The organism is Microbacterium sp. UMB0228 (assembly GCF_002871415.1).
In the GTDB taxonomy this organism is placed as follows: Bacteria; Actinomycetota; Actinomycetes; order Actinomycetales; family Microbacteriaceae; genus Microbacterium.
The window spans coordinates 77,704-90,270 of the sequence record NZ_PNFU01000009.1 but is presented as its reverse complement, the minus strand read 5'-3'; the positions used below and the strand labels follow the sequence as shown (position 1 = coordinate 90,270).

12 protein-coding genes are annotated in these 12,567 nt (G+C 69.1%); 11 read left to right on the top strand and 1 reads right to left on the bottom strand.

Annotation, left to right across the window (positions count from 1 at the left end; translation table 11 throughout):
* Window positions 1-5: 5 nt before the first annotated feature.
* Complete coding sequence (locus CJ226_RS16680) at window positions 6-545, bottom strand: NUDIX domain-containing protein (protein ID WP_102209871.1); 540 nt, start codon at window positions 543-545, stop codon at window positions 6-8.
* 78 nt (window positions 546-623) lie between these two features.
* On the opposite strand from CJ226_RS16680, the gene dapA reads away from it, so the two are divergent.
* From dapA to miaA, 11 genes are all read left to right on the top strand, one after another.
* Window positions 624-1,601, top strand: coding sequence for a 4-hydroxy-tetrahydrodipicolinate synthase (gene dapA / locus CJ226_RS16675; RefSeq protein WP_025103222.1), 978 nt, complete (start codon window positions 624-626; stop codon window positions 1,599-1,601).
* A gap of 53 nt (window positions 1,602-1,654) precedes the next feature.
* Window positions 1,655-3,331 carry a ribonuclease J gene (locus tag CJ226_RS16670; protein WP_025103223.1) on the top strand — a complete coding sequence of 559 codons (1,677 nt, stop codon included), beginning with the start codon at window positions 1,655-1,657 and terminating at the stop codon, window positions 3,329-3,331.
* A gap of 91 nt (window positions 3,332-3,422) precedes the next feature.
* Window positions 3,423-6,137 (top strand): DNA translocase FtsK, encoded by a 2,715-nt coding sequence (locus CJ226_RS16665; RefSeq protein WP_102209870.1) that lies wholly within the window; start codon window positions 3,423-3,425, stop codon window positions 6,135-6,137.
* Window positions 6,137-6,712 carry a CDP-diacylglycerol--glycerol-3-phosphate 3-phosphatidyltransferase gene (gene pgsA, locus CJ226_RS16660; RefSeq protein ID WP_025103225.1) on the top strand — a complete coding sequence of 192 codons (576 nt, stop codon included), beginning with the start codon at window positions 6,137-6,139 and terminating at the stop codon, window positions 6,710-6,712. The genes CJ226_RS16665 and pgsA overlap by 1 nt, the downstream gene beginning before the upstream one ends.
* Complete coding sequence (locus CJ226_RS16655) at window positions 6,709-7,197, top strand: CinA family protein (protein WP_102209869.1); 489 nt, start codon at window positions 6,709-6,711, stop codon at window positions 7,195-7,197. The genes pgsA and CJ226_RS16655 overlap by 4 nt, the downstream gene beginning before the upstream one ends.
* Before the next feature lie 141 nt (window positions 7,198-7,338).
* The gene (locus tag CJ226_RS16650; protein WP_025103227.1) at window positions 7,339-7,647 is read left to right on the top strand and encodes a helix-turn-helix domain-containing protein; all 309 of its coding nucleotides are present in this window, start codon (window positions 7,339-7,341) and stop codon (window positions 7,645-7,647) included.
* Between the two features lie 18 nt (window positions 7,648-7,665).
* Window positions 7,666-7,890, top strand: a complete 225-nt coding sequence (locus tag CJ226_RS16645) for a DUF3046 domain-containing protein (protein WP_060921072.1) — start codon at window positions 7,666-7,668, stop codon at window positions 7,888-7,890.
* A 260-nt stretch (window positions 7,891-8,150) separates the two neighbouring features.
* A complete protein-coding gene (gene recA, locus CJ226_RS16640; RefSeq protein ID WP_025103229.1) occupies window positions 8,151-9,197 on the top strand; it encodes a recombinase RecA in 1,047 nt (348 codons plus the stop codon).
* 389 nt (window positions 9,198-9,586) lie between these two features.
* Window positions 9,587-10,060: a regulatory protein RecX gene (locus CJ226_RS18525; protein WP_257996719.1), complete on the top strand. Its 474-nt coding sequence runs from the start codon at window positions 9,587-9,589 to the stop codon at window positions 10,058-10,060.
* Window positions 10,061-10,109: 49 nt separating this feature from the next.
* Window positions 10,110-11,654 (top strand): tRNA (N6-isopentenyl adenosine(37)-C2)-methylthiotransferase MiaB, encoded by a 1,545-nt coding sequence (gene miaB, locus CJ226_RS16630; protein WP_060921069.1) that lies wholly within the window; start codon window positions 10,110-10,112, stop codon window positions 11,652-11,654.
* Window positions 11,651-12,562 (top strand): tRNA (adenosine(37)-N6)-dimethylallyltransferase MiaA, encoded by a 912-nt coding sequence (gene miaA, locus CJ226_RS16625; protein ID WP_102209867.1) that lies wholly within the window; start codon window positions 11,651-11,653, stop codon window positions 12,560-12,562. Before miaB ends, miaA begins: the two co-directional genes overlap by 4 nt.
* Window positions 12,563-12,567: the final 5 nt, after the last annotated feature.

Sequence of the window (12,567 nt, the reverse complement as noted above, 5' to 3'; positions counted from 1 at the left end):
CGCCGTCAGCGGAACCTCCCGAGACGGATCCCGGCGAGGGCGATGGCGGCGATCGTCTCGCCGTCCGTGATGCGGCCGTCGGCGATCATCCGCAGGACCTCGCCGAACGCCACCCACTCCACGGTGTCGATGCCCTCCTCCGCGCGGCTGTCGACCGCATCGTCGACGCGCTCGATCTCCCGGGCCAGGAAGACGTGCTCCGTGGCCTCCGCGACGCCGTCGAGCGCGTGCGTCGTACCCAGATGCTCCCACCGGAGCGCCCGGTACCCGGACTCCTCGAGGAGCTCGCGTTCCGCGGCGGCACGCGGGTCCTCACCGTCGGTGCCGCCGGCGGGCACCTCGACGGACGAGCCGATCGTGTAGCGATCGACGGTGACCAGGCAGACCCGGTCGTCGGCGTCCATCGCGACGATGAACACCGCCGGGTTCCGCACCGTCATGACGCCGTAGACGCCTCGGCCACCGGGTCCGGTGACGTCGTCCTCGCGGACGCGGATCCAGGCGTTCTCGTAGGTCGTGCGTGAGGCGTGCGTGATCCAACCCATGGTGCGAGCCTACGGCCGACAGGGGAGGAGGACCGGACGCGTCCGCGACAGCGGCATCCGACCCGATACGCTGGACGCATGACGCACTCGGGCAACCCCTTCGGACAGGTTCTCGTCGCGCTCGTCACTCCGATGACGGCCGACGGCGAAGTCGACTGGCCCGCCGTCGAGAAGCACATCGATGACGTGATCACCGCAGGCGCGGACGGCATCGTCGTGACGGGAACGACCGGCGAGACCTCGACCCTGACGGACCCGGAGAAGCTCAAGCTCGTCGAGGTCGGCAAGTCCGTCTCGGCGGGACGCGCGAAGATCATCACGGGTGGCGGGTCGAACGAGACCGCGCACGCCATCGAGCTGTACAAGGCCAGCGAGAAGGCGGGCGCCGACGGCATCATGATCGTCACGCCGTACTACAACAAGCCGACGCAGGCGGGCATCCTCACGCACTTCCGGCTCGTCGCCGACGCCACCGACCTGCCGGTCATCCTGTACGACATCCCCGGGCGGACAGGTGTCCCGATCAAGTACGAGACGATCCTCCGGCTCGCGAAGCACCCGAACATCCTCGCGGTGAAGGATGCCAAGGGCGATTTCTCCGAGGTGAGCCGTGTGCTCAACCAGACCGACCTCATGTACTTCTCCGGTGACGACGCGAACGTGCTGCCGCACCTGTCGATCGGGGCGACCGGCCTCATCGGCGTGACGGCGAACGTCGCCGCCGCTCCGTACCGGACCATCATCGACGCGGTGAACCGGGGCGACCTCGCCACCGCGACCGCTGAGCACAAGCGGCTGGAACCGCTGGTCCGGGCCGTCATGACGCACGTCCCCGGCACGGTCGCCGCGAAGTACATCCTGCACGGGCTGGGTCGCATCTCCAGTCCGCGTGTCCGCCTTCCCCTCGTCGGCCCGGAGGAGTGGGAGGCCGCCCTCATCGAGGACGAGCTCGATCTCGTCAGCGGCGTGCCGGGGGCGGACTTCTCGAACTTCCGGCCCGACCGCAACGCGGCCGCGGGCGGCGCCCTGCCGAAGGTGCACGGCACGACGCGCTGAGCCGCGTCACCATGAACGAACGGACGCGTGGAGTGTCCGACTGAGGAGACAGCATGTCCATTCCCCTGGCCGAACCGTCCGCTCTCGACGAAGGGACGCTCCGGGTCATCCCGATCGGCGGCCTGGGGGAGATCGGTCGCAACATGACCGTGTTCGAGTATGCGGGCAAGATCCTGATCGTGGACTGCGGGGTGCTCTTCCCGGAGGAGCACCAGCCCGGCGTCGACCTCATCCTCCCCGACTTCGAGCCGATCCGTGACCGTCTCGACGACATCGTGGGCGTGGTGCTGACGCACGGGCACGAGGACCACATCGGGGCGGTTCCGTACCTGCTGCGGCTGAAGAGCGACATCCCGCTGATCGGCTCCGGACTCACGCTCGCCCTCGTCGAGGCGAAGCTGAAGGAGCACCGCATCAAGGCCTTCACCCTGACCGTGAAGGAGGGTCAGCACGAGAAGGTCGGGCCGTTCGACCTCGAGTTCGTCGCGGTGAACCACTCCATCCCTGACGCGCTGGCCGTCGCGATCCGCACCCCCGCGGGCATGGCCCTCGCCACCGGCGACTTCAAGATGGACCAGCTGCCCCTGGACGGCCGCATCACCGATCTGCGCGCGTTCTCGCGCCTGGGGGAGGAGGGCGTCGACCTCTTCCTCGTCGACTCCACCAACGCCGACGTCCCCGGCTTCACGCCCACGGAGCGCTCCATCGGCCCGGTCCTCGACCAGGTCATCGGCAAGGCTCCGCGCCGCGTGATCGTCGCGAGCTTCTCCAGCCACGTGCACCGCGTGCAGCAGGTGATCGACGCCGCGCACGCGCACGGGCGTCGGGTCGCGTTCCTCGGCCGCAGCATGGTCCGCAACATGACGATCGCGGAGCAGCTCGGCTACCTCAAGGTGCCGGCGGGAGTGCTGATCGACTTCAAGAAGGCACGCGACCTCCCGGACGAGCAGATCGTCTACATGTCGACCGGTTCGCAGGGCGAGCCGATGGCCGTGCTGAGCCGCATGGCCAACATGGACCACGCCATTGAGGTGAGCGAGGGCGACACCGTGATCCTGGCGTCGAGCCTCATCCCGGGCAACGAGAACGCCGTCTACCGCGTCATCGACGGGCTCACGAAGCTGGGCGCGAACGTCGTGCACAAGGCCAACGCGCGGGTGCACGTGTCGGGGCACGCCGCGGCCGGCGAGCTGCTCTACTGCTACAACATCCTCAAGCCGAAGAACGTCCTCCCGGTCCACGGGGAGTACCGGCACCTGATCGCCAACGCCAAGCTCGCCCAGGACACCGGGATCCCCGAGCAGAACACGATCATCGCCTCCAACGGCACCGTGATCGACCTGAAGGACGGAGTCGCCCGGGTGGCCGGGCAGCTCGACCTCGGGTTCGTCTACGTCGACGGCTCGACCGTCGGCGAGATCACCGATGCCGACCTCAAGGACCGTCGCATCCTCGGCGAGGAGGGGTTCATCTCGGTCATCGTCGTCGTGGATGCCGCGACCGGGCGCATCATCTCGGGGCCGGAGATCCACGCGCGCGGCGTCGCCGAGGACGACGCCGTGTTCGACGACGTCGCTCCGAAGATCGTCGCCGCGCTGAAGGAGGCGTCCGGCAACGGTGTGCGCGACACGCACGCGCTGTCGCAGGTCGTCCGCCGGACGATCGGCCGCTGGGTGAACCAGAAGCTGCGTCGTCGCCCGATGATCGTCCCTCTCGTCATCGAGGCCTGACCCTCGGATCACGGCGTGCCGTCGCGCGCCGTGATCGTCGAGTTCCGCGTGGTGACGCGGAGATGTCGGTCGCGGGTCGTACCGTGGAGGCATGGCCAGGAGCAGCACCAAGACCGAGCGCGCCTCGACGAGCGCCCCGTCGCGCCCCAAGCGGCAGGCGGCTCCGAAGGCGCAGCCCGCACCCAAGAAGTACATCGACGAGGCGGACAAGCCGCCTGTCGCCGCGCGCGCCTGGAACGGGCTCGCGCACGGCGTCGGCGGACTCTTCCGGGCCTTCGGGCCGGAGACGCTGCAGAAGGACGACCGCAGGGACGGATTCCCGTTTCTGCTGGTGATCCTGGCGGCGCTCGGTGCCGTCAACGAGTGGTTCTTCATCGGCAACGAGGTCGCGGCGAACATCAGCGCCTACTCGGTGGGGCTCTTCGTCGGTCGGGTGGCCTTCATCATGCCGGTGCTGCTGCTCCTCCTGGCGGGATGGCTGTTCCGGCATCCGTCGTCTGTGCACGACAACGGGCGCATCGGTATCGGCTTCGGGATGTTCGTGCTCGCTCTGGCGGGGATCTTCCACGTCGCCGGCCCTCGTCCCCACCCGAACCAGGGCATGCCAGCGCTGAGCGAGTCCGGTGGCCTGCTCGGGTGGCTCGTGGGCCAGCCCCTGACGTACCTCACCGACATCCCGGCGTACCTCATCCTCGGGCTGCTCGCGGCCCTGAGCATCCTCATCCTCACGAAGACCCCGCCGAACCGCATCGGTGCCCGGCTGGGAGACCTCTACGCGTGGATGTTCGACGCGGAGCGCCCGGAGAAGCCGGCGAAGGACACCGCGGCCGCGGTCGACGAGGCCGACAAGGTCGACGACCCGGACGTGCTGCCCTGGTGGCGACGCAACAAGACCGGTCGCGAGGAAGACCCCGACGAGGGCACGCTCGCGTCCGACGACATCACCGCGCTCCTGTCCACCACGGAGGCCACCCCCGCATACGACCAGGCCGTGACGGTGGCGAACCCGTACGACGCGGCGACCGAGGTGCTCAGCGACGTGCGCTCCGTGACCGACGCGCTCGCGGAGCAGCAGACGACCGCGCTGCTGGACGACGAGTCGGACACCGGCGAGATGCCGGAGCTGCCCGGACTGGACGGCTTCGGCACGGAGGGCCCCGGCGACCGCGGCCCGCAGGCCCCTGTGGCCCCCTACATCCTCCCGTCGCCGGGCGTGCTGTCCGAGGGACCGCCCTCGGTGGCTCGCTCGGAGGCGAACGACCGCATCGTCGAGCAGATCACCAGCGTCCTCGACCAGTTCAAGGTCGACGCCAAGGTCACCGGCTTCTCCCGTGGTCCGACGGTCACGCAGTATGAGGTCGAGGTCGGCCACGGCGTCAAGGTCGAGAAGATCCTGCAGCTCAGCAACAACTTCGCCTACGCGGTCGCCTCCAACGACGTTCGCATCCTCTCGCCGATCCCCGGCAAGAGCGCGATCGGCATCGAGATCCCGAACACCGACCGCGAGACGGTCGCCCTCGGCGACGTGCTGCGGTCGGCGGCTGCGCAGAAGAGCACGCACCCGCTCACGATCGGTGTCGGCAAGGACGTGGGTGGCAACTTCGTCGTCGCCAACCTCGCGAAGATGCCGCACCTCCTGGTCGCCGGTTCCACTGGCTCCGGTAAGTCCAGCTTCGTGAACTCGATGATCACGAGCCTGCTCATGCGGGCGCGCCCGTCCGACGTGCGCATGGTCCTCATCGACCCGAAGCGTGTGGAGCTGACGAGCTACGCCGGTGTCCCGCACCTGATCACCCCCATCATCACGAACCCGAAGAAGGCCGCCGAGGCGCTGCAGTGGGTCGTGAAGGAGATGGACATGCGGTACGACGACCTCGCGTCGTTCGGCTTCCGCCACATCGACGACTTCAACCGCGCCGTGCGCGCGGGCGAGGTGGAGGTGCCCCCGGGCAGCGAACGGGTGCTCAAGCCGTACCCGTACCTCCTCGTCGTGGTCGACGAGCTCGCGGACCTCATGATGGTCGCCCCGCGCGACGTCGAGGACTCGATCGTCCGCATCACGCAGCTCGCCCGCGCCTCCGGCATCCACCTGGTGCTCGCCACGCAGCGCCCGAGCGTCGACGTCGTCACCGGCCTCATCAAGGCGAACGTGCCGTCCCGTCTCGCGTTCGCGGTCACGAGCGTCACCGACAGCCGCGTGATCCTCGACAGCCCCGGCGCCGACAAGCTCATCGGCCAGGGTGATGCGCTCTTCTCGCCCATGGGCTCGTCGAAGCCGTTCCGGCTGCAGGGTGCGTGGGTCGACGAGAAGGAGATCGACGCGGTCGTCAAGCACGTCACGCGTCAGGCGCGTCCCGAGTACCGTGCCGACGTCCAGGAGGCGATGGAGCCGGCGAAGAAGAAGGAGGTCGACGAGGACATCGGCGACGACCTCGAGCTCCTGCTCGCGGCGGCCGAGCTCATCGTCTCCTCGCAGTTCGGATCGACGTCGATGCTGCAGCGCAAGCTGCGGGTCGGCTTCGCCAAGGCCGGACGCCTCATGGATCTCCTCGAGTCGCGCGAGGTCGTCGGCCCCTCGGAGGGCTCGAAGGCGCGCGATGTGCTCGCGACCCCCGAGCAGTTGCCGCAGGTCATGGCGAAGCTCCGCGGCGAAGACGTTCCGTCGGCTCCGGCGGCTCCGGCTGCGCCCGCCGCCGCAGCGGTGCCGCCGGCCGAGCGGGACCCGTTGGAGGCGCAGTACGACGGCCTGCCGGTCGTCGAAGCGGAGGGCGACGAAGACGCCTGGGGCCTGACGGGACGCGACTGATGGCGATCCCTCGGCAGCTCCCCAACGCCATCACGGTGGCGCGCATCCCGCTCGCCGTGGTGTTCTTCGTCCTCCTGCTCGTCGGCGGGACGTACGGCCTCGCCGATCTCACCGTGCGCTGGATCGCCGCCGTCCTCTTCATCGTCGCCATCTCGACCGACTGGGTCGACGGCTACCTCGCACGTCGCTACGACATCGTCAGCGACTTCGGCAAGCTGTGGGATCCGATCGCGGACAAGCTCCTCACCGGCGCCGGATTCGTCGGGTTGGCGATCCTGGGCGAGGTCTCCTGGTGGATCGTGGTGATCATCCTCGTCCGCGAGTGGGGGATCACCATCCATCGGCTGGTCGTCGCAAGCGAGCATGTGGTCGCGGCCGCCTGGATGGGCAAGATCAAGACGGCCTTCCAGGGCGTCGCCCTCGGCTGGGCTCTCCTGCCGCTGCACGTGTTCATCGGACTCGGCCCGTGGACTGTCGTGACGACCGTCCTCATGGTCATCGTGCTCGTGCTCACCGTCGTCAGCGGGATCGACTACATCGTCGCGCAGGTGCGCGGCGCGCGTCAGAGCCGATGAGCGGCACGACGCCGGCCGAGGCTCTGGACGCTCTGCGGGAGCGAGGCTGGACCCTCGGTGTCGCGGAGTCGCTCACCGGCGGTGCGGTGTGCGCGGCGCTCGTCGCGGTTCCCGGCGCCTCCGCGGTGCTCCTCGGCGGCGTCGTCGCCTACGCCACCCGCGTCAAGCACACGCTGCTCGGCGTCGACACGGACCTGCTGGAACGGTACGGGCCGGTGCACCCGGAGGTCGCGCGGCACATGGCTGCCGGAGTGCGCGAGGCCGTCGCGGTGGACGGTCTCCCCGCCGATGTCGGGGTGTCCACCACGGGGATCGCGGGCCCGGAGTCCCCGGATGGGCAGCCCGTGGGGACCGTCCACATCGGCGTGGTCACCCCGACGGTGAGTCTGACCCGGCCGTTCCGCTTCGAGGGGGATCGCGACGCGGTGCGAGCGCAGACGGTCGCGGCGGTCCTCGATGTGCTGGCAGCTGCGCTGCGGGAATAGCGGCCCCCCGCGTCATGTTGATACGGATGTGCTCACATTCAAACCACAGAGTGCAAGGGTAGATTCTGTGCAAGCCAGGAGGACTAGACTGGCCGTCTCTTCGAGGGAGACCTCGATTCACGAACTGCGGAGGAGGTTCCGATGATTCTTGTACGACAGGAGATCGGCGACGTGCTGAGGGACTTCCGTCTGCAGAAGGGGCGGACGCTCCGGCAGGTCGCGAGCAAGGCATCCGTCGCTCTCGGTTACCTCAGTGAGGTCGAGCGCGGACAGAAGGAGGCCTCGAGCGAGATCCTCGCCTCGGTGGCAGAGGCGCTCGACGTCCCCATCTCCACCATCATGCGCGAGGTCGGGGACCGCATCTCGGTGCTCGAAGGCATCCAGGTCTTCCCGGACGTCGTTCCGGACGACCTGGTCGCGTCCGTGGAGCCCGAGCTCTCGCTCCGCTGACACTCGGAGATCACCCTTATGCGACGCAGTGAGTTCCTGCGCGCCGTCGACGCCGAGTTCCACGCCCGAGCCTCTTCGCTGGTGAATGACCTCGTGCTCTCCGGCATGGGGGGACGCACGGCGCTCGAGGCTCTCGAAGCCGGGGTACCTCCGCGCGACATCTGGCTCGCGCTCTGCGCCGACATGGATGTCCCCGAATCCCGTCGCCACGGCGTGGGGCGTCTGGAGCCGCGCGGCCGGTGACGGCGGCTTCCCGGGTGTGCGGAAGTCCGACACGCCGAACCGGCGTGTTGTCGAAAATCTGTTCGAACCAGGCGTAGTCTTCTGCACAAGTGGTCAGACGGTTCTGGTCCCCACGATCCGCGGCTCCTCGACGCAATGTCGGAGGCCCGTCGTACCGTGAGGTCCAGGCTGAAAAGCCATACGCCTTGTCGGAGAGTTCCTTCCGCCGGAAGAGCCGCGACAGCCTACAGGCGGCAGCACACGCGCAGAAGGAGCACACCATGCCATCACCCGCCGACCGCGAGAAGTCCCTCGAGACCGCCCTCGCCCAGATCGACCGCCAGTTCGGAAAGGGCTCGGTCATGCGGCTGGGCAGCGATGAGCGTGCCCCTGTGGCCGTCATCCCCACCGGCTCCATCGCCCTCGACGTCGCCCTCGGCGTGGGAGGTCTGCCGCGTGGCCGCATCGTCGAGATCTACGGCCCGGAGTCCTCGGGTAAGACGACGCTGACGCTGCACGCCATCGCCAACGCCCAGCGGGCCGGCGGTATCGCGGCATTCATCGACGCGGAGCACGCGCTCGACCCCGACTACGCCGCAAAGCTCGGCGTCGACATCGACGCCCTTCTCGTCTCGCAGCCCGACACGGGTGAGCAGGCTCTCGAGATCGCCGACATGCTCGTGCGCTCCGGTGCCATCGACCTCATCGTCGTCGACTCGGTGGCGGCCCTGGTGCCGCGTGCGGAGATCGAGGGCGAGATGGGAGACTCCCACGTGGGTCTCCAGGCCCGCCTCATGTCGCAGGCGCTGCGGAAGCTCACCGGTGGTCTGAACCAGACGAACACGACGATGATCTTTATCAACCAGCTGCGCGAGAAGATCGGCGTGTTCTTCGGCTCCCCGGAGACCACTGCCGGTGGTAAGGCGCTGAAGTTCTACGCCTCCGTGCGTATGGACATCCGCCGCATCGAGACGCTCAAGGACGGCACGGACGCCGTGGGTAACCGCACCCGCGTCAAGATCGTCAAGAACAAGATGGCCCCGCCCTTCAAGCAGGCGGAGTTCGACATCCTCTACGGCGTCGGCATCTCCCGCGAGGGCAGCCTGATCGACTTCGGCGTCGAGCACGGCATCGTCAAGAAGTCGGGATCGTGGTATACCTACGACGGCGATCAGCTGGGCCAGGGCAAGGAGAACGCGCGCACGTTCCTGCTCAACAACGCCGACATCGCCCTGGCGATCGAGAGTCAGATCAAGCAGAAGCTCGGTATCGGCGGCCCGGCCGCGGCTCCGGGTGCTGATGAGCTGGCCGAGCGTCGCCCGGCCTGATGAGTGACCAGCGTGGGGGCGATTCCGAGCGGATCGCCCCCATCATCCCTCTCTTCGGCGGACCCACGCGTGCGGAGCATCCGGCCGGTGGCGGTGCAGACGAGTCGTCGTCCGCACCGCCTGCGCGGTCGGGGCCGCCCGCAGACGCGGCGGGACTCTGGCGGTCGACGTGGCACGAGCCCGCGTCGGCAGGGGCCCCGTCGGTCGACGACGGTTCTCCCAGCGCGCGGCACCCGGCCCGGGGTGCCTCGGCGCGAGCCGCTTCCCGGGGCGGGAAGACCACCACGTTGCGCGCCGTCGGCGGCGTGTCCCGCTCGGCGGAAGAGGGGGCGGACGCAGAGAGCGGCCCCTCGGCGGCGGAGATTCGAACGACGGCGGAGGAGTCGTTGGTGCGGAAGCTCCGCACGCGGTCGCTGTCCGTCTCCGAGGCCTGGCTGGTGTTGAAAGGGCACGGGCTTGCGACGGACGCCGTCGAAGACGTGATCGACGACTTCGTGCGTCGCGGATACCTCGACGACGCCATGCTCGCGGAACTCCTCGTCACGTCCGGCGTCGAACGCAAGGGCCAGGGGCGGGTCGCGCTGTCTCGAGCGCTCGCGCAGCGGGGCATTCCTCGTGAGGTCATCGACGCCGCGCTCGATGAGCTGCCGGACGACGATGCGGAGCGGGCACTGGAGTTCGCCCGGACCAAAGCGCGTTCGATGGGACGCCTCGACCCCGACGCGGCGCTCCGCCGGTTGGTCGGGCAGCTGTCGCGCCGCGGGTACGGGGGATCGGTCGCCATGAACGCGGCGAAGACGGCGCTGCGGGAAGCCTCGTTCGGCGGGGGCGTCTCCGGCGTCCGGTTCGTGGATTCCGACTGACGGTTCGAACACGATCGGCTCTCGGTGACGCTCGTACAATGGGAGCATCATGACTATCCCCCGCAGTGAACCGACGATCATCAGCGCATCGTCGGCGGCCGTCGACGACGACGGGCGCCAGCGATCCTACGAAGTGCGCACCTTCGGCTGCCAGATGAACGTCCACGACTCCGAGCGTCTGTCCGGGTCCCTGGAGAGCGCCGGCTACATCCGCGCTGAGGCCGGAGCCGAGGCCGACGTGGTGATCATCAACACCTGCGCCGTCCGGGACAACGCCGCCGGGAAGCTCTACGGGACGCTCGGGCACCTGGCCGCCGTCAAGCGCCGCAAGGCCGGGATGCAGATCGCCGTCGGCGGCTGCCTGGCGCAGATGGACAAGCAGGCCGTGCTCGACAAGGCCCCCTGGGTCGACGTGGTCTTCGGCACGCACAACATGGGGTCCTTGCCCGGTCTCCTGGAGCGCGCGCGCCACAACGGTGACGCCGAGCTCGAGATCCTCGAGTCCCTCGAGGTCTTCCCGTCGACGCTTCCCACCAAGCGCGACTCCGCGCACAGCGGCTGGGTGTCGATCTCCGTCGGCTGCAACAACACCTGCACCTTCTGCATCGTCCCGAGCCTCCGGGGCAAGGAGAAGGACCGTCGCCCGGGCGACATCCTCAACGAGATCCGCCTGCTGGTGGAGGACGGCGCCATCGAGGTGACGCTCCTCGGGCAGAACGTGAACTCGTACGGGGTGGAGTTCGGCGATCGTCAGGCGTTCGGAAAGCTCCTCCGCGCCGCGGGCGAGATCGAGGGGCTCGAGCGCATCCGCTTCACGAGCCCGCATCCCGCCGCCTTCACGGACGACGTGATCGACGCGATGGCGGAGACGCCCGCCGTCATGCCGCAGCTCCACATGCCGCTGCAGTCGGGGAGCGACCGGATCCTCAAGGCGATGCGTCGCTCCTACCGCAGCGAGCGCTTCCTGGGCATCCTGGACCGCGTCCGCGAGCGCATCCCGCACGCGGCCATCACGACCGACATCATCGTCGGCTTCCCCGGCGAGACCGAGGAGGACTTCGAGGACACGATGCGCGTCGTCGAGCAGTCGCGCTTCTCCGGAGCCTTCACCTTCCAGTACTCGATCCGCGAAGGCACCCCTGCGGCCACGATGCCGGACCAGGTGCCCAAGGACGTCGTGCAGGCTCGCTACGACCGGCTGATCGCGCTCCAGGAGCGCATCTCGCTCGAGGAGAACCAGAAGCAGGTCGGCCGGGAGGTCGAGGTTCTCGTGTCCACGGGCGAAGGCAAGAAGGACACGGAGACGCGTCGCCTGACCGGGCGGGCGCAGGACAACCGGCTCGTGCACTTCGAGGTCACTCCCGGGTCCGAGCTGCCGCGCCCAGGGGATGTCGTCACGGTGACGGTGACGCACGCCGCGCCGTTCCACCTCCTCGCCGACGACCCGACCGGTGCCCCGCTCCGCATCCGCCGGACGCGTGGCGGGGATGCCTGGGATCGGGGACAGGCCGAGTCGTGCGCCGTGCCGGCACCGAGCGACGGCGCTCCGCGCGCCGTCTCCCTCGGCCTGCCGACCCTCCGCGTCGGAGTGTGACCGCGCCTCGGCTCTGGGCCGTCGTCGGCGCGACCGGCACGGGGAAGAGCGATCTGGCGCTCGATCTCGCCGAGGAGCTCCGGCGGCGCGGCAACCCGGCGGAGATCGTCAACGCCGACGCCATGCAGCTCTACCGTGGCATGGACATCGGTACCGCGAAGCTGTCGGTCGCCGAACGTCGCGGCATTCCGCACCACCTCTTCGACGCGCGAGAGGTGACGCAGGACGCCGCCGTGGCCTGGTATCAGCCGCTCGCACGAGAGGCCGTGCGGCAGATCCACGCGGCAGGAGGAGACGCGATCCTCGTCGGTGGATCCGGACTCTACGTGTCGAGCGTCGTCTACGAGTTCCACTTCCCGCCCCGGGACCCCGCTATCCGCGAGCGTCTCGAGCAGGAACTCGATCGCGAGGGCGTCGGGTCTCTGCTCCAGCGGTTGCGTGAGCGCGATCCGGAGGCCGCGGCCCGAGTGGACCCGCGCAACGGGAGACGCGTGATCCGCGCGCTCGAGATCATCGAGCAGGGGAGCGAGACGCATGGTGCCGTCCTCCCCGAGACGCCGACGCTCTGGTATCCGCACACGCGTCTGATCGGGCTGCACGTGGATCGGGGCGAACTCGTCGCCCGCCTCGATGCGCGCGTGCGTCGGATGTGGGAGCAGGGCCTGGTGGCCGAGGTCGCCGGGCTGCGGGACCGCGGTCTGGAGCGGGGGACGACAGCCCCGCGGGCGATCGGATACGCGCAGGCGCTCGCACAGCTGGACGGACGCTCCACCGCCGAGGAGGCGATCGCCGAGACGCAGGCGCTCACGCGGCGCTACGCCCGTCGGCAGGTGTCGTGGTTCAAGCGCTACCCGGAGCTGGAGTGGGTGACGCCACCCGTGGCCGTCGTCGACCTGCTGCGGGACTGACCGCG

Excerpts from the sequence above, each read along its gene's own strand:
- CJ226_RS16655 (WP_102209869.1), top strand. The coding sequence starts at position 6,709 with ATGAGCGGCACGACGCCGGCCGAGGCTCTGGACGCTCTGCGGGAGCGA.
- recA (WP_025103229.1), top strand. The coding sequence starts at position 8,151 with ATGCCATCACCCGCCGACCGCGAGAAGTCCCTCGAGACCGCCCTCGCC.
- miaB (WP_060921069.1), top strand. The coding sequence starts at position 10,110 with ATGACTATCCCCCGCAGTGAACCGACGATCATCAGCGCATCGTCGGCG.
- CJ226_RS16665 (WP_102209870.1), top strand. The coding sequence starts at position 3,423 with ATGGCCAGGAGCAGCACCAAGACCGAGCGCGCCTCGACGAGCGCCCCG.
- CJ226_RS16680 (WP_102209871.1), bottom strand. The coding sequence starts at position 545 with ATGGGTTGGATCACGCACGCCTCACGCACGACCTACGAGAACGCCTGG.
- pgsA (WP_025103225.1), top strand. The coding sequence starts at position 6,137 with ATGGCGATCCCTCGGCAGCTCCCCAACGCCATCACGGTGGCGCGCATC.
- CJ226_RS16670 (WP_025103223.1), top strand. The coding sequence starts at position 1,655 with ATGTCCATTCCCCTGGCCGAACCGTCCGCTCTCGACGAAGGGACGCTC.
- CJ226_RS16645 (WP_060921072.1), top strand. The coding sequence starts at position 7,666 with ATGCGACGCAGTGAGTTCCTGCGCGCCGTCGACGCCGAGTTCCACGCC.
- CJ226_RS16650 (WP_025103227.1), top strand. The coding sequence starts at position 7,339 with ATGATTCTTGTACGACAGGAGATCGGCGACGTGCTGAGGGACTTCCGT.
- dapA (WP_025103222.1), top strand. The coding sequence starts at position 624 with ATGACGCACTCGGGCAACCCCTTCGGACAGGTTCTCGTCGCGCTCGTC.